The sequence below is a fragment of the Streptomyces sp. NPDC046303 genome, assembly GCF_055588085.1.
Map to the genome: position 1 here is coordinate 210961 of NZ_JBVJFA010000010.1, position 24909 is coordinate 235869.

The 24909-nt window shown below is 73.6% G+C and carries 28 protein-coding genes; 14 read left to right on the forward strand and 14 right to left on the reverse strand.

Annotation, left to right across the window (positions count from 1 at the left end; translation table 11 throughout):
- Positions 1–14: 14 nt before the first annotated feature.
- The 4 genes from ACZ6I1_RS13630 to ACZ6I1_RS13645 all read right to left on the reverse strand — a co-directional run bounded on the left by ACZ6I1_RS13630 (position 15) and on the right by ACZ6I1_RS13645 (position 3901).
- Positions 15–758, reverse strand: coding sequence for a carbonic anhydrase (locus ACZ6I1_RS13630; protein WP_469286638.1), 744 nt, complete (start codon positions 756–758; stop codon positions 15–17).
- Between the two features lie 204 nt (positions 759–962).
- Positions 963–2267, reverse strand: coding sequence for an MDR family MFS transporter (locus tag ACZ6I1_RS13635; RefSeq protein WP_469286640.1), 1305 nt, complete (start codon positions 2265–2267; stop codon positions 963–965).
- Positions 2264–3367, reverse strand: a complete 1104-nt coding sequence (locus ACZ6I1_RS13640; RefSeq protein WP_469286642.1) for a PLP-dependent cysteine synthase family protein — start codon at positions 3365–3367, stop codon at positions 2264–2266. Before ACZ6I1_RS13640 ends, ACZ6I1_RS13635 begins: the two co-directional genes overlap by 4 nt.
- A gap of 57 nt (positions 3368–3424) precedes the next feature.
- Positions 3425–3901: a hypothetical protein gene (locus ACZ6I1_RS13645; protein ID WP_469286644.1), complete on the reverse strand. Its 477-nt coding sequence runs from the start codon at positions 3899–3901 to the stop codon at positions 3425–3427.
- Positions 3902–4073: 172 nt separating this feature from the next.
- Here ACZ6I1_RS13645 and ACZ6I1_RS13650 point away from each other — a divergent pair, with 172 nt between their 5' ends.
- Entirely contained in the window at positions 4074–4478 is a 405-nt protein-coding gene (locus ACZ6I1_RS13650) for a DUF6153 family protein (protein ID WP_469286646.1), read from the forward strand.
- 75 nt (positions 4479–4553) lie between these two features.
- Positions 4554–5204 (forward strand): DUF305 domain-containing protein, encoded by a 651-nt coding sequence (locus tag ACZ6I1_RS13655; protein ID WP_469286648.1) that lies wholly within the window; start codon positions 4554–4556, stop codon positions 5202–5204.
- A 27-nt stretch (positions 5205–5231) separates the two neighbouring features.
- Here the strand turns inward: ACZ6I1_RS13655 and ACZ6I1_RS13660 are convergent, their stop codons facing one another.
- Together ACZ6I1_RS13660 and ACZ6I1_RS13665 are read right to left on the reverse strand one after the other, a co-directional pair.
- The gene (locus tag ACZ6I1_RS13660) at positions 5232–6881 is read right to left on the reverse strand and encodes an AMP-binding protein (RefSeq protein ID WP_469286738.1); all 1650 of its coding nucleotides are present in this window, start codon (positions 6879–6881) and stop codon (positions 5232–5234) included.
- 99 nt (positions 6882–6980) lie between these two features.
- A complete protein-coding gene (locus tag ACZ6I1_RS13665) occupies positions 6981–8189 on the reverse strand; it encodes a serine hydrolase domain-containing protein (RefSeq protein ID WP_469286650.1) in 1209 nt (402 codons plus the stop codon).
- Between the two features lie 252 nt (positions 8190–8441).
- Here ACZ6I1_RS13665 and ACZ6I1_RS13670 point away from each other — a divergent pair, with 252 nt between their 5' ends.
- Positions 8442–9092 carry a hypothetical protein gene (locus ACZ6I1_RS13670; RefSeq protein ID WP_469286652.1) on the forward strand — a complete coding sequence of 217 codons (651 nt, stop codon included), beginning with the start codon at positions 8442–8444 and terminating at the stop codon, positions 9090–9092.
- On the opposite strand, the gene ACZ6I1_RS13675 is transcribed toward ACZ6I1_RS13670, so the two are convergent.
- From ACZ6I1_RS13675 to ACZ6I1_RS13690, 4 genes are all read right to left on the reverse strand, one after another.
- A complete protein-coding gene (locus ACZ6I1_RS13675) occupies positions 9085–10617 on the reverse strand; it encodes a glycoside hydrolase family 18 protein (protein WP_469286654.1) in 1533 nt (510 codons plus the stop codon). The genes ACZ6I1_RS13670 and ACZ6I1_RS13675 overlap by 8 nt on opposite strands.
- A 138-nt stretch (positions 10618–10755) precedes the next feature.
- A complete protein-coding gene (locus ACZ6I1_RS13680) occupies positions 10756–11127 on the reverse strand; it encodes a VOC family protein (protein WP_469286656.1) in 372 nt (123 codons plus the stop codon).
- A gap of 25 nt (positions 11128–11152) precedes the next feature.
- Entirely contained in the window at positions 11153–12253 is a 1101-nt protein-coding gene (locus ACZ6I1_RS13685; RefSeq protein WP_469286659.1) for a PP2C family protein-serine/threonine phosphatase, read from the reverse strand.
- 99 nt (positions 12254–12352) lie between these two features.
- Complete coding sequence (locus ACZ6I1_RS13690) at positions 12353–13162, reverse strand: LysR substrate-binding domain-containing protein (RefSeq protein ID WP_469286661.1); 810 nt, start codon at positions 13160–13162, stop codon at positions 12353–12355.
- Positions 13163–13220: 58 nt separating this feature from the next.
- Between ACZ6I1_RS13690 and ACZ6I1_RS13695 the strand changes: the two genes are divergently transcribed.
- Entirely contained in the window at positions 13221–13619 is a 399-nt protein-coding gene (locus ACZ6I1_RS13695) for a DUF5997 family protein (protein WP_469286663.1), read from the forward strand.
- An 80-nt stretch (positions 13620–13699) separates the two neighbouring features.
- On the opposite strand, the gene ACZ6I1_RS13700 is transcribed toward ACZ6I1_RS13695, so the two are convergent.
- Positions 13700–14302: a YdeI/OmpD-associated family protein gene (locus ACZ6I1_RS13700; RefSeq protein WP_469286664.1), complete on the reverse strand. Its 603-nt coding sequence runs from the start codon at positions 14300–14302 to the stop codon at positions 13700–13702.
- A gap of 9 nt (positions 14303–14311) precedes the next feature.
- On the reverse strand, positions 14312–14620 hold the full coding sequence (locus tag ACZ6I1_RS13705; protein ID WP_469286666.1) for a hypothetical protein: 309 nt from the start codon (positions 14618–14620) through the stop codon (positions 14312–14314).
- Between the two features lie 3 nt (positions 14621–14623).
- On the opposite strand from ACZ6I1_RS13705, the gene ACZ6I1_RS13710 reads away from it, so the two are divergent.
- From ACZ6I1_RS13710 to ACZ6I1_RS13720, 3 genes are read left to right on the forward strand one after another with little or no spacing between them, the layout of a single operon-like run.
- On the forward strand, positions 14624–15625 hold the full coding sequence (locus ACZ6I1_RS13710; protein ID WP_469286668.1) for a sensor histidine kinase: 1002 nt from the start codon (positions 14624–14626) through the stop codon (positions 15623–15625).
- Positions 15589–15909, forward strand: coding sequence for an ATP-binding protein (locus tag ACZ6I1_RS13715; protein WP_469286670.1), 321 nt, complete (start codon positions 15589–15591; stop codon positions 15907–15909). Before ACZ6I1_RS13710 ends, ACZ6I1_RS13715 begins: the two co-directional genes overlap by 37 nt.
- Entirely contained in the window at positions 15906–16592 is a 687-nt protein-coding gene (locus ACZ6I1_RS13720) for a response regulator (protein ID WP_469286672.1), read from the forward strand. The genes ACZ6I1_RS13715 and ACZ6I1_RS13720 overlap by 4 nt, the downstream gene beginning before the upstream one ends.
- 46 nt (positions 16593–16638) lie before the next feature.
- Here ACZ6I1_RS13720 and ACZ6I1_RS13725 read toward each other — a convergent pair whose 3' ends face one another.
- Positions 16639–17091: a DoxX family protein gene (locus ACZ6I1_RS13725; RefSeq protein ID WP_469286674.1), complete on the reverse strand. Its 453-nt coding sequence runs from the start codon at positions 17089–17091 to the stop codon at positions 16639–16641.
- Positions 17092–17338: 247 nt separating this feature from the next.
- Between ACZ6I1_RS13725 and ACZ6I1_RS13730 the strand changes: the two genes are divergently transcribed.
- The 4 genes from ACZ6I1_RS13730 (at position 17339) to ACZ6I1_RS13745 (ending at position 21594) form a co-directional block, all read left to right on the forward strand.
- The gene (locus tag ACZ6I1_RS13730) at positions 17339–18310 is read left to right on the forward strand and encodes an SLAC1 family transporter (RefSeq protein ID WP_469286676.1); all 972 of its coding nucleotides are present in this window, start codon (positions 17339–17341) and stop codon (positions 18308–18310) included.
- A 67-nt stretch (positions 18311–18377) separates the two neighbouring features.
- Positions 18378–18827, forward strand: a complete 450-nt coding sequence (locus ACZ6I1_RS13735) for a VOC family protein (RefSeq protein WP_469286678.1) — start codon at positions 18378–18380, stop codon at positions 18825–18827.
- A gap of 131 nt (positions 18828–18958) precedes the next feature.
- On the forward strand, positions 18959–21220 hold the full coding sequence (locus ACZ6I1_RS13740; RefSeq protein WP_469286680.1) for a phosphatase domain-containing protein: 2262 nt from the start codon (positions 18959–18961) through the stop codon (positions 21218–21220).
- Entirely contained in the window at positions 21220–21594 is a 375-nt protein-coding gene (locus ACZ6I1_RS13745) for an NTP pyrophosphohydrolase (RefSeq protein ID WP_469286682.1), read from the forward strand. The genes ACZ6I1_RS13740 and ACZ6I1_RS13745 overlap by 1 nt, the downstream gene beginning before the upstream one ends.
- 15 nt (positions 21595–21609) lie before the next feature.
- Here the strand turns inward: ACZ6I1_RS13745 and ACZ6I1_RS13750 are convergent, their stop codons facing one another.
- The gene (locus tag ACZ6I1_RS13750; RefSeq protein ID WP_469286684.1) at positions 21610–22071 is read right to left on the reverse strand and encodes an SH3 domain-containing protein; all 462 of its coding nucleotides are present in this window, start codon (positions 22069–22071) and stop codon (positions 21610–21612) included.
- A gap of 405 nt (positions 22072–22476) precedes the next feature.
- Here ACZ6I1_RS13750 and ACZ6I1_RS13755 point away from each other — a divergent pair, with 405 nt between their 5' ends.
- From ACZ6I1_RS13755 to ACZ6I1_RS13765, 3 genes are read left to right on the forward strand one after another with little or no spacing between them, the layout of a single operon-like run.
- A complete protein-coding gene (locus ACZ6I1_RS13755) occupies positions 22477–23703 on the forward strand; it encodes a sensor histidine kinase (RefSeq protein WP_469286686.1) in 1227 nt (408 codons plus the stop codon).
- Positions 23678–24352 (forward strand): response regulator, encoded by a 675-nt coding sequence (locus ACZ6I1_RS13760; RefSeq protein ID WP_469286688.1) that lies wholly within the window; start codon positions 23678–23680, stop codon positions 24350–24352. The genes ACZ6I1_RS13755 and ACZ6I1_RS13760 overlap by 26 nt, the downstream gene beginning before the upstream one ends.
- Before the next feature lie 52 nt (positions 24353–24404).
- On the forward strand, positions 24405–24779 hold the full coding sequence (locus ACZ6I1_RS13765) for a YbjQ family protein (protein WP_469286690.1): 375 nt from the start codon (positions 24405–24407) through the stop codon (positions 24777–24779).
- The last annotated feature ends 130 nt before the right edge of the window (positions 24780–24909 follow it).

Below are 24909 nucleotides of genomic sequence, written 5' to 3' on the forward strand. Positions count from 1 at the left end.
GCCGGTGAACCGGACTAGGAGAAGGTGCGCACGCGCTGGTCGGTGAGCTCGTAGCGGGCCGCCACCACGGCGAGGTCGCCGGATGCCACCCTTCCGGCGAGGTCCGTCTCGGCCGCCAGGCGGTCGCGGACCCGGCGCACGTGCGCGTTGACGGTGGCGTCGATACGGGCTTCGCCGTGCTGGTCGTGGTCGATGGAGGGCCGTATCTGGTCGGCCAGGTACTGGACGTGGGCCGGCAGCGGCTCACCGGTCTCGTCGGCGTGGACCGCCGCGGCGACGGCTCCGCACGACTGGTGGGCCAGTACGAGCACCAGCGGTATGTGCAGTTCGAGGACCCCGTAGGCGATGCTGCCCAGCACGGCCTCGTCGAGCACCTCACCGGCGGACCGGACGGTCAGGAGGTCGCCCAGGCCCTGGTCGAACACGAGCTCCGGAGGCACCCGTGAGTCCACGCAGCCCAGCACGATCGCGAACGGGTGCTGTCCCAGGACCAGTCGGCGGCGCAGCGCGGCGGACTCGTGGGGATGCTGCTGCAGTTGCCTGCGCCAGCGCTCGTTCCCGGCCGCCAGCCGGCGCAGGGCCTGGGCGGGAGTGACCGGCCGGTCCGTGGTCTCCGCCTCCGCGGTGGCGGCGGAGGCGGGGAACGCCGGTCCGAGGGCGAGACCCGCCCCGGCGGCCGCGGTGCCCGCCACGGCGGAGCGCAGGAGGGTGCGGCGACTGGGTGAGTGGGCAGCGGGTCTCCGCGTGTTCGAATTCATGGCGGGACGGTAACCCGCCTTTTCGATAAAGAAGTTGCATCGCGGATGCAATGGCTTGATCTTCGCGTGCGCAGGCCGGATGGGGCCGGGAAGGTCTCGGCATACGGGCAGCGGCGCGCGTGCGGGGGCGGACGGGACGGCGTGGCCGCCCCCGCACTTCACGGACGTACGGACGGCCGGACCTGCGGACCTGCGGGCGGTCCGTCAGGCAGCCGTGGCCTCGGCGCGTGCCCCCTGCCCGGCGCGATCGAGCCGGCCGGAGCGGTGCAGCACGTGGAGGGCGGCCGCGCAGCCCAGGCCGAGGGCGGCGAGTCCCAGCCAGGGGAGCGCGGAGATCCCGGCCGCCCGGGCCGCGTCCAGGGCCGCACCCGTGAGCAGGTTCCCGAGGGCGATGCCGACGCCGCAGACCGTGTTGTACAGCCCGTAGTGCGTGGCCACCAGCCGATCGCCGGAGAGGCGGACGATGGTGTCCATCTCGAACGGGTAGGCGATCATCGTGCCCAGGGCGAGCAGCAGCCCGGACAGCACGGCGGGCACCGCCGCCAGCAGCCACCGTCCGAGGCCGCCCTCCGGTACGGGCAGCGCCGTGGCCACCGCCAGGGGCAGGAAGCCCGCGGCCATGACCAGCAGCCCCCGCGTCAGGGCCCGCCCCGGCTCCATCCGGGACCTGCACCAGGCGGTGACCCGGGTCTGGAAGAGCACGGTGCTCAGCCCGGACCCGGCGAAGAGCAGGGCCACCGCGGCCGTCCCGGAGGGGCCTTCGCCCACCAGCCGCCGGACGTCCAGCGGGAGCGCCAGGTAGACCTGGAAGGTCATGACGTAGGACCCGACCATGGCGGCGGAGAAGAGCAGGAACGGCCGGTTGGCCAGGATGCCGCGCCACTGGGCGAACACGCCCTCGCGCGGGCCCGCTTTCCGGTCCGCGGCGTCGTTGCCGCGGCGGGCCGGCAGCGCCCGGACCTGCACGATGCCGAGCACCGCGAAGACCGCGGCCGCGACCAGGCAGGTGAGGCGGAAGCCGACCCCGGTCAGCACCATGCCCACCAGCGGGCCCAGCAGGATGCCCGCCTGGTAGAAGACGTTGAACAGGGCGAAGGCCTCGACCCGGCGGTCTCCCGCGTCCGCGGCCAGGTACGCCCGGGTGGCCGGGTTGAACAGGGCCCCGGCCAGTCCGGTCGCCGCGGAGGCGGCGATGAGCGCGGGCACGGAGCCGACCAGGCCGAACGTCGCGAATCCGACGACGCGCAGCACGAGCCCGGCGATGATCATCGGCTTGTACCCGAAGCGGTCGGCCAGCGTCCCGCCGATGAGGAACATGCCCTGCTGGCTGAAGTTGCGCACGCCGAGGATCAGCCCGATCGTCCACCCGGCGAGCCCCAGCGGCCCGGCCAGGTGCGTGGCCAGATAGGGCATGAGCATGTAGAAGCCGAGGTTGATGGTGAACTGGTTGACCATCAGCAGCTGGACGCTGCCCTCGTACGAACGGACCTGTGCGAGAGTCGTCTTCACCGGGCCCGCTCCCGTGGGCCGTCCCCGCCGAGGGTGAGCGGGTCGACGACGGAAGCGCAGCGGGTCCACCGCGTGACCTCCTTCTCGTCCAGCCGGCCGACCACGTCGGGTTCGGGGGCCGGAGGGCCGTCGAGCAGGCCGTGGGCCGCGCAGTAGTCGTCGTCGTACACGGTGCCGAGGTAGCGCTGGGGCCCGTCGGGGAAGACGGCGGCGATCCGGGTGTCCTCGGGCAGCGTGCGGGAGAGCCACCCGGCCACCAGGGCGACCGCCCCGACGCTCCACCCACCGGTGGCGTAGTGCGAGGTCGCGAGCCGGCGGCAGGCCCACACGGCCTCCGCCGGGGCGACCCAGTGCACCTCGGAGAACTGGTCGTAGGCGACGTTGCGCGGATAGATGCTCGAACCGAGGCCGCGCATCAGCCGGGTCCGGGCCGGCTGGCCGAAGATGGTGGAGCCCACGGTGTCCACCCCGACCAGGGAGAGACCGGGGTGGAGCCGGCGCAGGACGCGGGAGACCCCCGCGGAGTGTCCCCCGGTGCCGACGCTGCACACCAGGACGTCGATGTGGCCCAATTCGGCGGCCAGTTCCAGGGCAAGCGGCGTGTACGCGGTGGTGTTGTCGGGGTTGTTGTACTGGTCGGGGCACCAGGAACCGGGATGCCGCGCCATGAGCTGGGCGACGCGTTCCCGGCGGGCCTGCTGCCAGCCGCCCGTGGGGTGCGGTTCGCCGACGACGTTGACCTGGGCCCCGTACGCGGTCAGAAGCCGGGTCATCGACCCTTCCAGACCGGGGTCGGTGACCAGGGTGACGGGGTGCCCGTAGACCATGCCGGCCAGGGCCAGGCCCAGCCCGAGGGTGCCGCTGGTGGACTCGATGATCCGGGCGCCCGGCTCGAGATCGCCCCGGGCGCGGGCCCGCTCGACCATGTGCAGGGCCGGACGGTCCTTGATGCCGCCGGGGTTGAAGCCTTCCAGCTTCGCCCAGAAACCGCGGCCCGCCGGGGCCAGCGGCTCCGATACGCGCAGCAGGGGGGTGTTGCCGACCAGCCCGGACAGGGAGGTGCGGGCAGGGGGTGTCACGTGGGTGGTGGAGGAATCCATGGGTTCGCTCTCGCTCGATGATGCGTCAGGACGTCGCTCATGCGGTACGCGAGCGGTCTAGATGCGCCATCGGCACGCGCTGGTTAGCGTGGTGCGGCCGGTCCGCGCCGGCTGTGCGGCGCCGGCGCCGCGGGATGCGGCGGGGTCCGCCGACGCGGTATCGGCGTCGGGCGTGAGGGGGAGCGCGGGCTCCGCGTCCGCCGGGTGGCGGGTCTGGTTCTGCGCCTGCGGGGCCAGGCCGGGGGAGAGGCAGTCGACGTGGTGGTCCGGGTGGTCCCGATGATTCCGGTGATCGCGATGGGCCGGGTGGGCCGGGTGGGCCGGGTGGGCCGCGTGATGAGGTGCCGTGTCGGCGGCGGCCGCGCCGATGGAGGCGGAGAGGGAGAGGGAGACGGACGCGGAACCGGTCCCCGACGGCAGGTGCCCGTCCGCGGGAAGGGGTAACGAGCAGTGCAGCACGGCGAAGAGCAGCGCGCTCAGGATGCCGGCGAACAAGCCCACGCGCGAGGTGCGTCGCGGGCCGGCTGTGATCATGCCGTGATCGTAGCGTCCCCCGGCCGTTATGGACGGCGTTGATCCGGACATTGTCAGAAGGCCCGGTCGCGGGGCGCCGATCGTGGCCGGGAAAGCCCCTCGGCTCCGCCGCGGACGCGCCGCCGCGGGGTCCCTCCGCGGCGCGGGGGGAACGGGATCGTAGGATGACCGCATGATCGCCGCCCCACAGCCGTCGCGCCGTCGCCCCACCGGGCCCGGCCGCCTGCTGCTGGTGCTCGCCGTACTGGCCGGTGTGCTGGCCATGCACGGGCTGGGGACCGGGGGAACGCCCGTCATGCCCGAACGGGCGCACGCGGTCGCCGCCGCCGGGCACGGCTCCGGCCACCACCAGACGGGTGAGGACTGCTCGCACGGCGCCGACGGCCGAGGCCACGTCCACCACGCGGACGCCACCTGCGCCGCGACCGGGATCGCCACGCCGTACGCGCCGCCCGAGCTCGCGGCCGCCCTGCCGGGCGCGCCGGCGGCCGCGCTGTTCGCCACCCGTGCGCCGACGCCCGCCGAGAGCGGGCGCGCCCCGCCGGACCTCGCGGAACTGCAACTCCTGCGCATCTAGAGCGGCCCGCACGGCGCCCCTGTACCGGGCTGCCGCGCTCCGCCCTGTCCTCACGCGTCAAGGAGTCGTACCACCATGAGCAAGAACCGTTCCCTGATCCGCCGTACCGCCGCCGTGGCGGCCGCCGCGACGGCCTCGTTCGTCCTCGCCGCCTGCGGTGCGGCCGACGACGGCGCAGCCGCCGGGCACGGCGGCCACTCCGCCACGTCCTCGTCCCCGTCCCCGTCCGCCTCGGCCTCTTCGCCCGCCGCGCAGGGGCAGCACAACGCCGCCGACGTCGCCTTCGCCCAGGGGATGATCCCCCACCACCGCCAGGCCGTGGAGATGGCGGACCTCGTCCCCTCCCGGGCCGAGTCCGCGGAGGTGAAGAAGCTCGCCGAGGCGATCAAGAAGGCTCAGGATCCGGAGATCAGGACCCTGTCCGGGTGGCTGACCTCGTGGGGCGAGCAGGTGCCCGCCGCGGGCGGCGCCGACCACGCGGGCCACGGCGCCGGCGGCGGCATGATGACCGCCGACGAGATGCGGATGCTGGGCAAGGCCTCCGGCAAGGCGTTCGACACCGCCTTCATGGAGCTCATGATCAAGCACCACGAGGGCGCCGTCGTGATGGCGAAGACGGAGCGGGCCGAAGGCGCCTTCCCCGAGGCGAAGACGATGGCCGAGGCCATCATCACCTCCCAGAGCGCCGAGATCGCCACCATGAACGGGCTCCTCGGCAAGGGCTGATCCACGCCCGGAGTGGGGCGGCGGCCCTCAGTGCCTGCCGGACGGAAGGTCCAGCAGGCGGGCCGCCGCCTCGCGCATCTCGATCTTGCGGATCTTCCCGGTGACCGTCATGGGGAACTCCTCCACGACGTGCACGTAACGCGGGATCTTGACATGGGCGAGCCGGCCGTCGCAGAACGCGCGCACGTCCGCGGCGGTCAGCGGCTCGGCGCCCTCGCGCATCCGCACCCACGCCATCAGCTCCTCCCCGTACTTCGGGTCGGGCACGCCGATGACCTGGACGTCCAGAACGTCCGGGTGGGTGTGGAGGAACTCCTCGATCTCGCGCGGATACAGGTTCTCCCCGCCGCGGATCACCATGTCCTTGATCCGGCCGGTGATGCTCAGATAGCCGTCCTCGTCCATGACCGCCAGGTCGCCGGTGTGCATCCAGCGCGCCGCGTCCACGGCCTCGGCGGTCCGCTCCGGCTCACCCCAGTAGCCGAGCATCACCGAGTAGCCGCGGGTGCACAGCTCGCCCGGTTCCCCGCGGGGCACCGTCCGGCCGGACTGCGGATCGACCACCTTCACCTCCAGGTGCGGTCCGACACGGCCCACGGTCGACACCCGGCGCTCGACGGAGTCGTCCGCGCGGGTCTGCGTCGACACCGGCGAGGTCTCCGTCATCCCGTAGCAGATGGACACCTCGGCCATGCCCATCCGCTCCATGACCTCCTTCATCACCTCGACCGGGCAGGGCGAGCCCGCCATGATCCCCGTCCGCAGGCTGGACAGGTCGTACCCGTCGAACCCGGGGTCCGCCAATTCGGCGATGAACATGGTGGGGACCCCGTACAGCGAGGTGCACGACTCCGCCTCGACCGCGGCCAGGGTGGCCGCGGGGTCGAACGACGGCGCGGGGATCACCATGGCCGCGCCGTGGCTGGTGCACGCCAGATTGCCCATCACCATGCCGAAGCAGTGGTAGAAGGGCACCGGGATGCACACCCGGTCGCGCTCGGTGTAGTGACACAACTCGCCCACGAAGAAGGCGTTGTTGAGGATGTTGTGGTGCGAGAGGGTCGCCCCCTTGGGGAATCCCGTGGTCCCCGAGGTGTACTGGATGTTGATCGGGTCGTCGGCGCCGAGCGCCGCCTGCGCCCGGACCAGGTCGGCCCGGTCGCCCTGCCGCCCGGTCTCCAGCAGGGAGGTCCACTCGGGCCCTTCCAGCAGGACGGTGAACTCGAGCTCCGGACAGCTCGGCCGGACCTCCGCGATCATCGCAGCGTAGTCGGAGCTCTTGAACCGCTCCGCCGCGACGAGCAGCCGCATCCCGGACTGCCGCAGGACGTACTCGAGTTCGTGCGAACGATAGGCGGGGTTCACGGTGACGAGGACCGCCCCGATCCGGGCGGTGGCGTACTGCACCAGCGTCCACTCGGCGCGGTTCGGCGCCCAGATCCCCACCCGGTCCCCCTTGGCGATGCCGAGGCCGAGCAGGCCGAGCGCGAGGGCGTCGACGTCGGCCGCCAGCTCCGCGTACGTCCAACGGCGCCCGGGGGCCCGGTCGATCAGGGCGTCGTGCCCGGGGAACCGCCGCACGGTGCGGTCGAGGTTCTCACCGATGGTGTCGCCCAGCAGCGGCACATCGCAGGCACCGGACGCATAACTCGACGCGGAGGACACACGTATCTCCAGGGCTCGGTGGCAGGGCGCGGCCGGCGGACCGGCGTCCTGCCATGATCCCCGGCGCCCCGTCCGCGGGCTACCCCCGGACGGGGCGCGGGCGGCCGGGACTCAGCGCGCGTGGCGCTCCGGCAGGTCCGCCTCGGCCGGCGCGACGGCGAAGCCGCGCGGCGTGGCCGACGTGGACCGCTTGCCGCAGAAGGCGGCTTCGAGCGTGCCGCCCAGGGCGGTGTTCGCGGCGCCCCGGTTCGAGGTGTTCGCCATGGCGGTCAGGCTGCGCCGCCCGTCACGGGTGCTGAACGCGTAGGTGTAGAAGCCCTGCACGGTCCCCGTGTGGCCGTACACCGAGGTGCCGCACGACAGGTCGTAGCGGCGCAGCCCCAGCCCGTAGAAGCGGGTGCGGGCGGCGTCGGTCGGGGTCGCCTTCAGCATGGCCTCCAGCATCCGCGGGCTCAGCAGCCTGCCGCCGAGCAGCGCGGAGGTGAAGGTGTTCAGATCGGCCGGGTCGGAGATGACCGCCCCGGCGGACTGCGCCCAGGACACCGTCTGCTCGGTGGAGTCGACCAGCGGTGCGCCCTCCTCGTCCGGGTGGAGGTAGCCGCGTGCGTGCCGGCCGTCGATCCGCGTCCGGGGGTGCACGTACGAGGTGTTCCGCAGGCCCAGCGGCCTGATGACGCGGCGTTCGTACTCCTCGCCCACCGGATGCCCGGTGACCTTCTCGATGAGCATGCCGACGACGACGAAATTGGTGTTCGAGTACGCGTACGCCGCGCCCGGCTCGGTCGTCCTCGGCTCCTTCAGGGAGAGGTCCACCAGCTCCCGGTAGCTGAACACCTTCGTGCGCACGGCCTCGAAACCGGGCACGGTCCGGGCGAACATGGCGTCCGTGTAATCGGCCAGCCCGCTGCGGTGGCTCAGCAGATGGCGCACCGTGATCCGGCCGTCCGGCAGCAGCCCCGGCAGGTAGTGGTTGACCGGGGTGTCCAGCCGGAGCTTGCCCTCGGCCACGAGCTGCAGCAGCACCACCGCGGAGAACGTCTTGGTGACGCTTCCGATGCGGAAGCGGGAGCGCGTGTCCATGGCCGCGCCCGTGGCCCGGTCGCGTACGCCCACCGCCCTGGACTGGACCCCGCCGGGGCCCGTGATCCGGGCCATCGCCCCGGGCGCTCCGGCGTCGGTCGTCTGGCGCAGGGCCCGGACCAGGGCCTGGAGGTCGGCGGGCGACTCGGCGGCGTGGGCGGCGGTGGCCGGTGCCACACCGGCCAGCACGGCCAGCAGGGCGGCACCGAGGGCCAGTCGTCGGTTCAGGGGCAGGAGCATGTCGTTCCTCGACTCGGTCGGCAGTGGATGGCGGACGCGCGGCCGTCGGCGCGGCTGCGGCCGTCGGCGTGCGTGCGCGCCCGAGCGATCAACTGGCGCGAGCGGGTCCGGGAGACGGGGTGGGGCGGGAATTGACGCAGGTGGGAAGCCGGAGGCACAGCCGTGCGAATCTTGTCCGGCACACAGGACCAGCGCCGGACCGGAGCGCAGGAGCAGCGCACGGCCCGGCCGTACGGGAGGAGACCCCCACCCATGCACGCACCGAGCCGGCCCGAAGACCTGGACCGTCCCGATCTGCTCTGGGCCAGGGCAGCGACCCTGGCCATGCTCGACGCCGCCTGCGGCGACCGCACCGAATTCGCCATCGACGACGACGGCGTGTGGTGCCACTCCACCGGCGCCGGCGGATGGTGGCGCCTGACCCTGCTCGACGGGGCACGCGCGGTGTTCTGCGGCCAGGACCCGGACGGCAGCCACACCCATGTCGACGATCAGCAGATCGACTTCCTCGCGGGCGGCCCCGCATGGCTGCCGTGGGACCTGCTGCGCGAGGACGCCGCCGGCAACCTCTTCGGCTTCGTCTACTGGTGGCAGGACGGCGCGTGGCACCGCATTCCGTACCCGGACGAGCTGAGCGAGGACGGACTGGACGGCGCCGCGCCCTGGGCCGGCTCGCACGAGGAGTTCCTCGAACTGGCCGTCGACGCGCGCGACGTCCCGTACGGGCAGCGGCGGACCCTGGCCGAAGCCGTCGAGCGGTTCGTGGCGACGGCGCGGGAACGCACGGCGGACGAAGCCGCCGTTGCGGCGCTGCTGGCACCGGCCCGTGGCGTGGACGGGCCCGCGCCGCGGCTCGATGTGGCACTCGGCCTCGCCGCGCGCGCGGGCATCCTCGCTACCTGAACGCGGCGAACGCCTGGGTGAAGGCCAGCGGCTGCTGGAGGATGGAACTGCAGGTGGCGTCGGCGTGGTTGACGGCTCCGGCCGCGCACTGCCGGTCGCGCGCCGAGGACCACATCGCCAGCCGGCCGATCCCCTTCGACGCCGCGAAGTCCACCAGCTCGGTGGCGTCCGCGACGGTGAAGACCTCGCTGACGACGTCGTTGACGCCGATCATCGGGGTGACGGCGACCGCCTTCCACGCCGCCGCGTCGGAGAGCCCGAGCACCCCCTTGAGCTGGGCCTGCGTGGCCGTCGCGGCCTGGATGGCGTACCGGCCCATGTCCCCGCTGTAGGCGGGCCCGTAGTCCATCGCCATGATGTTGACGGCGTCGATCCGCACGCCGTTCTTCTTCGCGTCGGCCAGCAGGGCCACGCCCGGCTGGGTCAGGCCCTCCGGCATCACGGGCAGGGTGAACGCCACGTCCAGGTCCGGATGCGACGTCTGCAGCCGGGCGATGGCCTGGGCGCGGCGCGCGTTGGCCGCGGTGTCCGGCAGGGCCGCGCCCTCGATGTCGAAGTCGACCTTGGTGAGCCGGTACTGGTCGACGACCTTCCCGTAGGCGGCGGCCAGCTCGTCCACGGTGGCGCAGTTCAGCGCCAGTTCGTGGCCGGCGGCCCCGCCGAACGACACCCGGACGTCACCGCCCTCGGCCCGCAGGGCGCCTATCTGGGCGGCGACCTTGTCGCTCGCGAGGTCCGTGACACCGCCCCAGCGCGGCGCGCAGCCGCCGCCGGAGGTGATGAAGGCGAGGTGGAACTCCTTCACCCCGGTCTTCGCCGCCGTGTCGAGCAGGTCGTACGCGGGGTACAGGGAGGTGTCCACGTACGGGGCGAACCGCGCGCCGGGGATGGCCGGGGCGGTCCCGGTGGGGGCGGGCGAGGTGGTCCGGGTCGGCCGGCCGGAGCTCGCGGTCGGGGAGGCGGTGGCCGTGGACGTGGACGTGGGCGCCGGCGTCGGCGCGGAGCTGGGACGGACGGTGGGGCGCCCGCTCGGGCCGGCCGTGGCGCCTTGGTCCACCGAGCACTTGAGCCCGTCGATACGGCATCCGGTCGGGTCGCCGAGGGTGCCCGGTCCGCCCGGTCCGCCCGGTCCGCCCGGTCCGCCCGGTCCGCTCGTGACGAAGCCGACCGTCACGGAGGCACCCGCCGCCAACTGCCCGTTCCAGCTCGCGGGCTTCACCGTCACGCGCTGCCCGTCGACCGTGTGGACCCCGTTCCACAGCGAGTCGATCCGCACGCCCGCCGGCAGCTCGAACCGGAGCGTCCAGTCGGCGCGGCTCTGCCCGGTGTCGTTCGTGATGACGTACTGGCCCGTGTAACCGCCCTGCCAGGAACTGGACTTGGTATACACGGCTCCGACGGAGCCGGCCTGCGCGGTTCCGGTGAACGCGAAGGCCGCGCCACCGATCACCGCCGCGGCGACGACCGTGCCCGTGACCTTCGCCGTACGGCTCGTCCTGCGCCGGTGACCGACTGTCCTGCTCATCGCGTGCCTGCCTTTGTTACTGGGGAGTTGGGGGTGCGGCAGCACGCTAGCCGCCCCGAAACGGACATTCGTTCGTTACGGGGCGGCGGTGGAGAGCCTTAGGTTCCGCTTAAGGAAGCGATCGGCAGGTGTTAAGTCTCAGCCGTGGCTGGTGTCGATGACGCAGAAACGGTTGCCCTCCGGGTCGGCCAGCACCACGAAATCGGGGTCCTCGGGGTAGGAGTCCCAGTCGACGTGCCGGGCCCCCAGGGACACCAGGCGGGCCACCTCCGCCCGTTGCTCCGCCGCGTCGGCGGCGTACAGGTCGAGGTGGACCCGCGGCCGCTCCTGTACGGGTGAGTCGCTGCGGCCGAGGGCCAGGCCCGGCCCGGCGCCATCGGCCGGCACCAGCACGGTCCAGCCGTCCGCGACCTCGCCGTCGCGCGGGACGTACCCCAGCGCCCGGCTCCAGAATTCCGCCGCCCTGCGCACGTCCGCGGCGCCCATCACGATCGTTCCGATGCTCAGCATGATCGGATTCTGCCAAGGCGGCTCCTCACCGCGGGAGCCTTTCGATCGCCACCATCGCGGCGTCGTCGCCGAGGGTGCTGCCGGCCGCGTGGGACAGCAGGTCCGCGCGCAGCCGGTCCAGCAGGGCGCGCGGGTGGGCGCCGGACCAGGCGGCCGCGTGTTCCGCGAGGGGGTAGAAGGTGCCCGCCGCGTTACGTGCCTCGAGGACGCCGTCCGTGTACAGGAGCAGGACGTCGCCCGCTCCGAAGGCGAACGTCTGCGCCGTCACGGAGGACGCCACCAGCCCGGCCAGCCCCAGCGGCGGCGAGGGGTGATCCGCGTCGAGGGGGACCGCCCGGCCACCGCGCAGCAGCAGCGGCGGCGGATGGCCGCAGCTGACGAGGTGCAGGACCGGTTCGTCGTCCGGGATCTCCAGGACGGCCGCGGTGATGAAGCTTTCACCCTCGTCCGCGGAGTCGTCCAGGTCGGGGGAGACCGCCGCCTCCAGATAGGCGACCAGGCCGGGCAGACCGGCCTCCTGGTGGGCGGCGGCCCGGAAGGCGCCGAGGACGAGCGCGGCGTCCCCGACCGCCTCCAGCCCCTTGCCGCGGACGTCACCGATGATCAGCCGGGTCCCCGTGGCCGTCCGGGCGGCGGCGTACAGGTCCCCGCCGATCCGGGCCTCCGCCGCGGCGGCCAGGTAGAGCGAGGCCACGCCCAGCGGACCGATCCGGTCCCGCAGCGGCCGCAGGACCACCTGCTGGGCGGTCTCGGCCACCGACCGCAGCTGTACCAGCTCCCGCTCGCGCACCTCCCGCAGGTGGGCGAAGAGCGTCACGAACACCGAGATCATGATCAGTGCGATGATCTGGAACGTGTGGTTCAGATCGGTGAGGGTCGTGCGCACCACCGCCACGACTGCCTGGGCCAGCACGGCCACCAGCCCGACGAACCCCGTCATCCTCGGCCCGGCGAACGAGGCGGTCAGAGCCGGTGCGGCGACCAGGAAGGGACCGAGGTGGACATCGGGCGGGGCGAGTACGTCCACCACCGTGACCAGGGCGATCAGCGCGAACGGGACCGCCAGCTGTGCGTGGCGCACCTGCCGGGACCGTGGGCGGGACGCGAGCGGCGGCTGGAGATCCATCCTCCCTGCATACACCGCGGAAGGAGCGCCGTGCCTCAGCCCCGGCCGTCACCGGCTCCCCTTCTCGCGCCGGGATCCTTCCGGCCGCGGGGCGAGCGGCTACGAGCGGCGGCGGGGCTTCCCGCCCGTGCCGCCCTTGCCGCCTTTGCCGCCCGTGCCGCCCTTCGCGCCCTTGGTGCCGCGGCCGCCCGACGTGCCCGGCGCGGGCTTGCGCGGCGTGCCGCCGCCCGCCTCCGGGCGCTTGGCCTTCGCCTTGGCCTTCGCCTTGGCGGTGGCCTTCGGCTGAGGCGCGGCGGCCGGACGGCCCCGGGTGCTGTTCACGGTCCGACCGCGGACGATGCCGATGAACTGCTCCACCAGATCGGTGGTCTCCTCCTGCGGCCACGACAGCGCCACCCGCGACTCGGGAGCGTCGGTGACCGGCCGGTAGGTGAGGTCCTTGCGGTGGTGCAGGCGCGCGAGCGACTGCGGGACGACGAGGACGCCCACCCCGGCCGCCACCAGCTCGATCGCGTCCGCGGTGGTCGCGGGACGCTCGATCGCGGGCCGTCCCGGCACCTGCTCCCAGGCGAGGGTGTCGTCGAGCGGGTGCAGCACGATCTCCTCGGCCAGGTCCGCCGCGGAGACCTCCTCGACCGCCGCCACGAGGTGGTCCTTGGGGATCACGACCACCGTGGTCTCGGTGTAGAGCGGGATCGCGCTGAGGTCGTCCCTGTCCACCGGCATCCGTACGAATCCGGCGTCGGCGGCGCCTTCGCGCAGCACGCCGAACGCCTCGGCCGGAGACACCGGAACCAGGGTCAGCGGGACGTCGGGCAGTCGCTCGTTCCAGATCCGGATCCACTTGGTGGGTGTCACCCCGGGGACGTAAGCGAGCCGGAACGCATGGGGTACTTCCGAGCCTGTCACCCCGCAAGGTTACCGGTCGTGGTCGGAGGTAGCGCACACGCTCGATACTCTTGACACCATGACGTCGCACCAGAGCACCCAGACGATGAAGCCCGCGACCGCGGCGAAGAAACTGGGTGTGTACCTCGAGGCCACCCCCGCAGAGTTCCAGGAGGGTGTCGTCTCGCGCACCGAGCTGAACGCCCTCCAGTCCGACCCGCCCGCGTGGCTGGTGGAACTGCGGCGCAACGGCCCGCACCCCCGCCCCGTGGTCGCGGCGAAGCTCGGAGTCTCCATCGCCGGTCTCGCCCGCGGCGGGGTCACCGAGCCCCTGACCACCGAGCAGATCGAAGCGCTGAAGCAGGAATCTCCGGAGTGGCTCCAGCGCGAGCGCGCCACCCAGGCCGAGGTCCGCAAGGAAGCGGTCCGGATCAAGGAGAAGCAGGCGGAGCAGGCGGCGAAGCACGCCGGCTCCTGACCGCGTTCCCTCCCGTTCACCGGGCCCGGCACCCCTCGGGGGCCGGGCCCGCTGCCTTCTGCCCGCCGCCGCCCTGCGTGCTACGCCTCCTCCGGCTCCTCCGCGTTTTCTGTCCTGTCGCCGGTCGCCAGCATGTGCACCGCCCGCTCGAGCCGGACCTGCCGGGTCTCCGGGGTGAGCGCCTGGAGCAGCGGCAGCGCGACGAGGTAGCGGCCGGTCCTGTCGAGGGCCTCGAACGCCGCACGGGCCGCGGGGTTCGCGTCGAGCGCCGCCTCGAGGTCGGGCGGCACCGCCGCCGTCTTCTGCGACGCGTAGGCCCCGGTCCACCGTCCGTCCGCCTGCGCCTTGCGTACCTCGGCCATGCCCGGCTCGCGCATCCGGCCCGTGGCGGTCAGCATCGCGACCTTGTCCACGTTCACCTGCGACCACAGGCTCCGGGGCCGGCGCGGCACGTACTTCTGCAGGTAGTGGGTCGCGTCGAGGGCCCGCCGCTGCCCGGAGATCCAGCCGTAGCACAGACCGGTGTCGACGAGCTCGTCATCGGTCACCGACGGGATGCCGGACCTCCTCTTCGCCACCTTGATCCACACGCCCGCGTGACGGGTGTGGTGGGCGGCCAGCCAGCTTTCGAACGCCGCGGCGTCCGGGAAAGCGATGATCTCCACTCCGTCGAGCTCGTCCATGGGCCCACGCTATAGGCCGCCGGTGATGTCGTGCGGGGCTTCCTCCGCGGAGGGCGGCCGGGTGTTCGGGGCCCACCGCGCCCGTGCCGGTCCCAGCCGGTCGGCGGTCCCCGCGATCCCGCCCGCCCGGCTGCTCCTGCCCGCCCCGGCCGGTCCGAGGAGCGCCGCGACGGTGCCGGACCCGGCCGCGAAGGACAGCCGGTCGACGGTGGCCGTGGCGCCGTGCAGTCTCGGGTGGCGGCCATGCTCCGCGAGCAGTGGCCCAGGGGTGTACATCCGGGGGACGATGCCGGGGACGGGCGGGCTGACTACGGTCACGGCATGGACGATTCAGCGAACACCGCGCACGTCACGCCCCCGCCGGCGGCGAAACCACGGGTCGCCCTCAGGGCGTGGGGCGGGGCCCTGCTCCACCTCCTCGTCGTCGGTCTGCTCATCGGCGGGGTCCCCTACGCCGCCGGCCCGCTCCTGGGGGCGGTGCTGCTGCTCGCCCTGGTCCCGCTCGCCGGGCTGTTACGGCACCGTCCCCTGGCCGCACTGGCCCTGACCCTCTTCGCGGGCGCGCTCGTCGCGGGCGCGGCCAGGGACCACAGTCCGGGCCGCCTGCTGGCCTTCGCGGCGTCGGACCTGGTCCTCGGCGTCGTCGTCGCCACCCGCCCGCCGCGCACCGGCGTCGTCGCCGTCGCCCTGGTGCTGGCCGTGGAAGGCCCGGCCGTCGCCCTGCTGACGAGCGGGCCCTACGACGTGATGAGTACGAGCCTGATCACCTTCCTCTCGCTGGGCGCCGTCTACCTGGCGGGCCTGGTCGTCCGCGAGCGCCGGGAGCACACGGCCGACCTGCGGACCAAGGAGGTGGCCGAGGCGGTCACCGCCGAACGGCTCCGCATCGCCCGGGAGTTGCACGACATGGTCGCCCACAGCATCGGTGTGATCGCCATCCAGGCAGGGGTGGGCAGCCGGGTCATCGAGACCCAGCCGGCCGAGGCCCGCGCCGCCCTGCGGGCCATCGAGGCCACCAGCCGCGCGACCCTGTCGGGCCTGCGCCGCACCCTGGTCGCCCTGCGCCGGTCCGAGCCCGGCGCCGGCCACGGGACGGCGCCGCTCGGACCGGCTCCCGGCCTCGCGGACCTCGAGGCGCTGGTACGGACCACGGCCGACGCCGGCGTGCGCGTCGAGCTGCGCCGCGAGGGCGCCGCGTACCCGCTGCCGCCGGACATCGACCTGTCGGCGTACCGCATCGTGCAGGAGGCGCTGACCAACGTGGTGCGCCACGCCGGCACCGGGCAGTGCCGGGTGACCGTCGGCTACGGGACCGGGAACTGACCCTGGAGATCACCGACGAGGGGCGCGGCACCCCGGGCGGCACCCCGGGCGGCACCTCGGCCGGCAGCGCCGGACGGGGCGGATCCGAGCGGGCCGGATCCGAGCGGGCCGGATCCGAGCGGCCCGGATCCGAGCGGCCCGGATTCGGCATCACCGGGATGCGCGAGCGGGTCGGCCTGCTGCACGGCAGGTTCAGCGCCGGGCCGCGCCCCGGCGGCGGCTTCCGGGTCGAGGCGGCCCTCCCGCTGCCCGTCACCACGACCGCCGCGGAGGGGCTGCGATGACCGGCGCGCCCGAGGGGCGGGCGATCCGCGTCCTGCTCGTGGACGACCAGCCGCTGGTCCGGTCCGGCCTGCGCGTGCTCATCGCCGACACCACCGGCCTGGAGGCCGTCGGCGAGGCCGGGACGGGCGCCGAGGCGGTCCGCCTCGCCGGTGAACTGCGCCCTGACGTGGTGGTGATGGACATCCGGATGCCCGGCATGGACGGGATCGAGGCCACCCGGTTGATCACCGGGGAGAGCCCGGCGGTCCGTGTCCTGGTGCTCACCACCTTCGACGAGGACGACCACGTCTACGGGGCGCTGCGCGCCGGCGCGAGCGGATTCGCCGTCAAGGACATGGCCCTGGAGGACATCCTCGCGGCGATCCGGGTGGTGGCGGCCGGCGACGCCCTCATCGCGCCGGGGGTGACGCGCCGCCTGATCGCGGACATCGTCCGCGGCCCGGCGCCCGCGCCGGCGGAGGGGCGAGCGCGGCCGGTGGAGGGCATCACCGAGCGCGAGCGGGAGGTGCTCACCCTGGTGGGGCGGGGCCGGTCGAACGCGGAGATAGCCGAGGAGCTGTTCATCTCGGCGGCCACGGCCAAGTCGCACGTGGCCCGTCTGTTCAGCAAGCTCGGAGCCCGGGACCGGGTCCATCTCGTGATCACGGCCTACGAGATGGGCCTGGTCGCGCCGCCTCGCTGACCGCCTCGCCGAGCGCCGCCCCGACCGCCGGCCGGGAAACGGTTCCTCAGGCGGTCACGGCCTCCCGGCTGCGCTCGTCGCGGCTCCGGCCCGGCGTGGTCCGGGAGGCGAACAGCCCGTCCACCGCGAGCGCGCCCGGGCCGGTGAACACCAGCAGCAGGAAGGCCCAGCAGAACAGGGCCGAGAGCTCGCCGCCGTTCTGCAACGGCCAGAGGGCGTCGGGCTGGTGGACGCTGAAGTACGCGTACGCCATCGAGCCGGAGGCCACGAAGGCGGCGGCCCGGGTGCCGAGGCCCACGAGGACCAGGACTCCGCCGACCAGCTGGATGACGGCGGCGTACCAGCCGGGCCAGGCGCCGGTGGGGACCGTGCCGCCGCCGACGGCGCCGCCGAGGACGCCGAAGAGCGAGGCGGCTCCGTGCGAGGCGAACAGCAGTCCCGTGACGATCCGGAACAGGGCGAGGGCGTACGGCTGGTTCCTGTCGAGCAAGGGGGTCATGTGGGGGCTCCTTCGGTGGGGCGGGGGCCGAAGTGGTCGCCGGTGTGGTGGGGGGACTGGGGGGAGGCACACCGGGGAGCCAATGCTTAGGTATGCCTAACAGCTCTGGCAAGAACGCATTCCGGCCAGCGGCGGAGCGGTGGCGACGCTACCCCGGGGCCGCGGGACGACGCCGACGGCGCGCGGAGGGCGACCGGCACGGCCCCGTCCGCTGGCGGCCCGCGGAGCGGTGGGGTCCGCTGGAGAGGTGAGCCCCTTTCCCGGTCGCGGCTGGTGGACCGGTCTCCCGCCGGCGGCGGGAGCCGCCGTCATGGCCGCCGGCATCCTCTCCGTCGGACTGCACCTGACCGGGTACGAGGTGCTCTCACTGGTGGCACTGGCCCTGTGCGGGGTGCTGTGGCTGGTTCTCGCCGCCGACTTCACGGCCCGCCTGCTGGGGGACCGCGGAAGGTTCCGGGCCGAGGCCGCCACCCCGGCCGCGCTCACCGCCATCGCCGCCACCACCGTCCTCGGCACCCGGCTCTCGGCGCTCGGGTGGCAGCACGCGGCCGCGGCGCTGCTGGCGCTGGCCGCTGCGCTCTGGCCCGGGCTGCTGCCGGCCGTCGTACGGCACTGGCGGCGGCGCATGCCCGGGGTGGTGTTCCTCGGCTGCGTCGCCACCGAAGGGCTCGCCGTGCTGGCGGCGGTGCTGGCCGCCGCCGGCCGCCACGACTGGCTGGCCCGGGCGGCACTGGCCGCCTTCTGCCTCGGACTGCTGCTGTACGGGGCGGCCCTGGTCCGCTTCGACCTCCGCGAGGTCATCGGCGGCGCGGGCGACCACTGGGTGGCGGGCGGCGCTCTCTCCCTCACCGCCCTGACCGGTTCCAAGCTCACGGCGTCACCCGTATGGACCGGTGCGGCGCACACGGCCCTGCGGACCATCACGCTGACGGCCCTGGCCCTCTCCCTCCTCTGGTACGCCGTCCTGCTCGGCGCCGAACTGCGCCACCCCCGCCCGCGCTACGACATCCGGCGCTGGGCCACCGTCTTTCCGCTCGGCATGACGGCCACCGCCTGCCTCTCCGCGGCGGACCCGACCGGGCTGCCGTGGCTGCGCCCGCTGGGCGAGATCCTGCTCTGGATCGCCGTCGGAGCCTTCCTGCTGACGTGCGGCGCGTTCCTCGCCACCCGCCGCCCCCGCCGGACCGCGCGCCGTCGGAGCGACCGCCGCCGCTCCTGATACGCCGCCACTCCTGACGCGCCCCGTTCCTGTGGCAGCGGTGGTCCGCGCTCAGTAGGGTCCCGCCATGGCCTATACGTTCCAGGTGACCATCGACTCCACGGACCCGCACCCGCTCGCCGACTGGTGGGCCGACGCCCTGGGCTGGGAAGTGGAGCCGAGCGACCCGGATTTCATCCGCGGCCTGATCGCCGCGGGCCACGCGAGCGAGGAGGACACCACCACCCACCGCGGCACCCTCGTGTGGAAGCTGGGCGCCGCGATCCGCCACCCCGAGGGCCTGGACCGCGCCCCCCGGATCCTCTTCCAGCTGGTCCCCGAGCCCAAAACCGTCAAGAACCGCGTCCACCTCGACGTCCGCATCGGATCCGACGACCCGAAGGACGTCGTCGACCGGCTGCTCGCCAAGGGCGCGACCTTCCTCCACGACGGCCGGGTGGGCCCCTCGGCATGGACCACCCTCGCCGACCCGCAGGGCAACGAGCTCTGCATCACCCACCAGACGGAGCTCGCGTGAACGCCGTCCTCCCGGGCCCACCGGCACGACCCGCCGTGCAACCGCCCGGGTACCCTGCGACCAGGCATAATTGACTACCGGGCAGACCCTCCCGCACGAGAGAATCAGCCATCTCGAACCGGGAGGAACCCATGAGCCAGGACCGCCTGACTCTCCATGACCTGCTGCCCGCACAGGCGCTGGCGGACTCGATCGACGCCGGGTACGTGACCCGCAAGTCACACCCCGAACTTCCGCTGTCCCTCTACACCTACACGCGGACAGCCCAGTACGAGCGCGTCTGGAACCAGGTCACCACGCGCTGCCGCGGACTCGTCGCCGACGACACCACCGGCGCGATCGTCGCCCTGCCGCTGCCGAAGTTCTTCAACGTCGGCGAGCACGAGTCGGGTCAGCCCTACGCGCCCGCCCTGCCCGACGAGCCGTTCGAGGTGTACGAGAAGGTCGACGGCAGCCTCGCCGTCGTCTTCCACTACGCGGACCGCTGGCGGGTCGCCTCCAAGGGTTCCTTCACCAGCGCCCAGGCCACCTGGGCGCAGCGGCTCCTCGACGCCCGGGACACCGCGGCGCTGCGCCCCGGAACCACCTACCTCGCCGAGATCCTGTACCCCCAGAACCGCATCGTCGTCGACTACGGAGGCCGCCGCGACCTCGTCCTCCTCGCCGCCTTCGCGGCGGACGGCACCGAGGTCCCGCTCGCCGAGGCCGCCCCCCACTGGGAGGGGATCGGCTCGGTCGTCACCCTCTGGCCCGCGATGCCCCTCGACGAGCTGATCGCGCTCACCGAGTCCAGCACCCTGCCCGGCGGCGCCGCGGCGACCGGCATGGACGCGGAGGGCTTCGTGCTGCGCTTCGCCTCGGGCGTGCGCGCCAAGGCCAAGCTGTCCGAGTACGTACGGCTCCACAAGGTGCTCACCGGTGTCACCGAGCGGGACATCTGGCGCGGCCACGGCATCCAGCGGTTCCCCGCCCTGCCCGCCAAACAGCTCGCCCAGGGCCTGAACTGCACGGTCGCCGACATCGAGGCCTCCGGCGGCAAGCCGCTCGACGCGCTGCTGGAGCAGGTGCCCGACGAGTTCGACACCTGGGTGCGCGAGGTGATCACCCGCCTGGAGGCGGAGGCCGCCCGGCACGAGCGGGCGATCGACGAGGCCTACGCCGGCCTCGTGCACCTGGCCGGCGACCGGGGAGCCTTCGCCCGCGCGGCCAACGCGCTGGAGGACCGCACCGTCCGCCCCGCGATGTTCATGCGGCTCGACGGCCGGTCCACCGAACTCACCACCTGGCGCCAGGTCCGACCGGACACCGCCGACCCGTACATCACCGACGAGGAGAACCAGACCGTGTCCGAGGAGGAGCGCGCGCCCGCGCCCGCTTCCGTACCCGCGCCGAAGGCGGCGCCGCGCATCCCGGCGCCCGCCGCGGACCGGCCCGTGGACGTCCCGGCGCAGGAGCCCCCGCTGCCCGTGGTCCACCTCATGACCGGTCTGCCGGCCTCCGGCAAGACCACGGCGGCCCGCGCCCTGCAGGCGCAGGCCGGCGGCCGGATGCGGCGGGTCAACCTGGACGACCTGCGCCGCATGCTCGACCTGCCGGACCCCGAGCGGGGCCGGTCCTGGGCGCACGAGCAGACCGTGCTGGCCGTGCAGGACGCGGCGGTCCGCGCGGCCGTCGAGGGCGGCTTCGACGTGGTCGTCGACAACACCCACCTGACCAAGCACATCCCCAAGCGGCTCAAGGCGGCGGTCGGCGGCCTCGCCACGTTCGTCGTGCACGATTTCACCGACGTCCCGCTGGAGGAGTGCCTGCGCCGGGACGCCGTCCGGGAGAACCCGGTCGGCGAGGAGATCATCCGGATCCTCGCCGACAAGCACCGGCAGGCCCGCAAGGGCGGCTGGCGGCTGACGGCCGAGTGGCTCAACGGCACCGCCGCCGGGGCGGGGACGCCGTCCGTGACGCAGTACGTACCCGACCCGGCCCTGCCCACCGCGGTGATGTGCGACATCGACGGAACGCTCGCGCTGACCGGCGACCGCGGCCCGTACGACTTCTCGCGCTGCGAGCTCGACCTGCTCAACGAGCCCGTGCGGCACGCCCTGGACGCCTTCCGGCGGGCGGACGGCGACGCGATCGTGCTGCTGTCGGGGCGGAGCGAGGAGCACCGCCCGCAGACCGAGTCCTGGCTGCGGCGCCACCAGGTCCCGTACGACGAGCTGTGGATGCGCGCGGCCGGCGACACCCGCCGCGACGACGTGGTGAAGGCGGAGCTCTTCGACGCGCACGTCCGGCACCGGTACGCGGTACGGGTCTCGCTCGACGACCGGGACCGGGTGGTCGCGGTCTGGCGCCGGATGGGCCTGCCCACCTGGCAGGTCAACTACGGCGACTTCTAGTGCCGCAGGACCGGGGCGCCGCGACGGGGCACGTGCTGATCGTGGACGGCGCGAACGTCGTCGGCTCGGTACCGGACGGCTGGTGGCGGGACCGGCGGGGCGCGGCCGAGCGGCTGCGCGACCTGCTGGCGGCGCGGGGCGGCGACGAGGAGATCATCCTCGTCGTCGAAGGCGCCGCCCGGGGCGTCGCGTCCGTCCCCGGCGTACGGGTGGTCCCGGCGCCGGGCAGCGGCGACGACCTGATCGTGGAACTGGCCGCGGCCCATGCGGACCGCGGCTGCGTGGTGGTCACGGCCGACCGCGCACTGCGCGAGCGGGTCCGGGCGTACGGAGTGCGCTGCGCGGGGCCGCGCACCGTACGCCCGGACCGCTGACCGGATCGTGCGGGGTCAGCGGCAGTACCGCACCGAGGAGAGGTTCTTGACGTAGCGGGCCGAGACCCAGCGCTTGTGGCCGGCGGCGGCCTTGTCGCTGCTGCCGGCCGTGGTGCCGCCCGGCCAGCCGCCGTTCTCGTCGGAACCGTTGTGGTCGGAGCCGTGCTCGTCGTACAGGCGGTACCACAGGCGGTTGCCGTCGACCGACTCGCCGTACTTCTTGCACCTGATCTCGACCTTGCGGTCCGGGTACACGTGGCCGACGACCCGCGAGTCGGTGGTCGGCTTGCTGCGGACCTTCAGCGGGCCGTTCGAGACGACCTTGCCGATCGCGTGCCGTCGGACCTCGGCCACGTTCTGCTGCGACGCGGTGCCTGCCATCGGTTCCTCGTCCGCGACCGCGGCCCCGGCCCCGACCAGGCCGAGCACCAGGCTTCCGGCGGCGAGAGCGAGGATGGTCCTGGTGGGCTTCAGCATGAGCCGGCTCCTCTACGAAGACATCCGCCCGGCCGCGACGCGCGGCGCGGGGCGGCAACCTGGCGGCTGCCAGGCACGACTATGGCGACGGAAGCGCCATGCGCCAGGGCGACTCGCCACCATTTAGCCCGATATGCCCAATCTGCACCCCTGTCGGACGGAGCAAGCTCTCCGCTTCCGGGCGGGCCCGCGGCGACCGCCCCGCGCGAGCGGGGCCGTGCCCGCCCCCGAACGGGCACGGCCGCGCGGCGTGGGCCCCGGGGGGAGAGGCCGTGCCGGCCGGTGAACCGGCCCTGTGAACCTACGGGCGGCCCGCCACCGGCCGCGACCGTCCACGGGTTGAATCCGGCCTACCCCCTGGGGTGGCGACCCTGTACAACCAGGGGTGTACACAAGGGGGTTGGCGTGCAGCTGTCCGCACATCCGGCGACGGTCCGGATCCGCGCCGTGCTTCCGGCCGTCGGCGAGATCGCATGGGCCGCCGGATCGATGTGGATGTCGTCCACTCTGCTCCACAACTGGCCCGACCCGCACGGCTACTGGCGCGACACCGACGCGCTCGCCTACGCCCTGCTCGCCGTGATCTACCTGCCGCTGGTACTGCGCCGCCGCTACCCCCTGGCCATCCTGCTGAGCACCGGGCTCTGGGTCGGCGTCTACTTCACCCTCGGCTACTACCACGTGGTCGCCGCGTGCGGGGTGCTCACCGCCCTGTACACCGCGGCCTCCTGGTGTCCCCGCAGGGTTTCCGCCCCGTCCGCGGCCGGGGCGCTCGCCGTGCTCCTGTGGGGCACCCGGCTCGCCGAACCGGGCGTCGTCCCCATGAGCATGGGCTTCGTCACCGTCGCCACCGTCGTCTGCTGGGTCGCCGGGGACGGCTCCCGCCGGCTGCGCGAGCTCACCCGGCAACTGCGCCTGGAGCAGGAGGAGAAGGCCCGCCGGGCCGTCGTGGAGGAACGCATCGGGATCGCCCGCGAACTCCACGACGTGATCGCGCACCACGTCTCGGTGATCTCCGTCCAGAACGGCCTCGCCTCCTACGTGCTCTCCACCGACCTCCCGACCGCCCGCAAGGCCCTGGACACCGTGGGGGACAGCGCCCGCGAGGCCCTGGCCGAGATGCGCAGGATGCTGCTGGTGCTCCGCGAGGAAGGACCGGAGCCCGCCCCGGCAGAGCACCAGGGCCCGGTGGCGGGGCTCGGGCGGCTCGAGGAACTGGTCAGACGGGTGGGCGAGGCCGGGGTGCCCGTGCGCGTACGCGTCACCGGGACGGCGTACGACCTGCCGCCCGGGATCGACCTGTGCGCCTACCGCGTGGTCCAGGAGGCCCTGACCAACGTCATCAAACACGCCCCCGGGGCGCGGACCACCGTCGCGATCCACTACGGCGCGGACGAGCTCCGGGTGCGCGTGGACGACGACGGCACGGGCCGGGCGCCGGCCCACGTACCGGCCGGTCCGGGAAGAACAGCCGGTCAGGGGTTGATCGGTATGCGCGAGCGGGCGACGATCTACCACGGCACGGTGACCGCGGGTCCGGTCCCCGGGGGCGGCTTCGAGGTCAGCCTGCGGATTCCCGTGCCCCGATCGGGAGGGGAAGCCGCGGATGCCGTCCGTGCTCGTCGTCGATGACCAGTTCCTGATCCGGTCAGGGCTGACCGCCCTGCTCACCGCGGCTCCCGGCTACGAGGTCGCGGGCGAGGCGGCCGACGGCGAGGAGGCGGTCCGGCTCGCCGCCGCGACCCGGCCCGACGTCGTCCTCATGGACATCCGGATGCCCGGCACGGACGGGATCGCCGCCACCGAGCGGATCGTGGCCGAACGCGGGGACGGCCCGGACGGCCCCGACGGCGGCCCCAGGGTGCTCGTGCTCACCACCTTCGACTCCGACGAATACGTCTTCCGCGCCCTGCGGGTCGGCGCGAGCGGCTTCCTCCTCAAGGACACCCCGCCCGACCGCCTGCTCGCCGCCATCGCCACCGTGCACGCCGGGGAGATGCTGTTCAGCCCCCGGGCCCTGCGCGGACTGATCGACACGTACGCCGCCCCGGTCGCCCGGCGCCCGCACCCGGGGCTGGACGCGCTGACCCCGCGCGAGCGCGAGGTGCTCGGCCTCGTCGGGGCCGGCCTGCCCAACGCCGACATCGCCGAGCGGCTCGTCCTGAGCGCCGCCACCGTCAAGACCCACGTGCACCGCTGCATGAGCAAGCTGGGACTGTCCAGCCGGGCCCAGGCGGTCGTCGTGGCCCACGAGTTCGGCCTCGCTGCCCGAATGCCCTGATCGCGGCCGCCTCCGGATGCGGGCGGCGGCGGGCCGGGCGAGAGTGGGTGCCATGGGTATCGAAGACTACGGCGGCGGGCCCGGGGCCGAGCAGACCGGTGTGCTCGTCGTGACGACCAACGACGTCCCCGGCTACCGGGTGGAGCAGGTCATCGGGGAGGTCTTCGGGCTCACCGTGCGCTCCCGCCACCTGGGCAGCCAGATCGGGGCGGGTCTGAAGTCGATGGTCGGCGGCGAGCTGAGGGGGCTGACCAAAACCCTGGTGGAGACCCGCAACCAGGCCATGGACCGGCTCATCGAGCAGGCGAAGGCGCGGGGTGCGAACGCCATCCTGATGATGCGCTTCGACGTGACCGACGCCGCCACCACCGGCACCGAGGTGTGCGCCTACGGCACCGCCGTCATCCTGGTCCCCGCCTCTGCCTGAACCCCGTACACACCTCCCGGGCACGTAAGTCCAGTACGGCGCTCCGCTTTGTCCATGGGCCTGTCCGGTCGCGGTCCGCAAGCTGTCAGGTCAGTGAGCGGACCGCTCGGACCTGCGTGCCGAGCGGTCT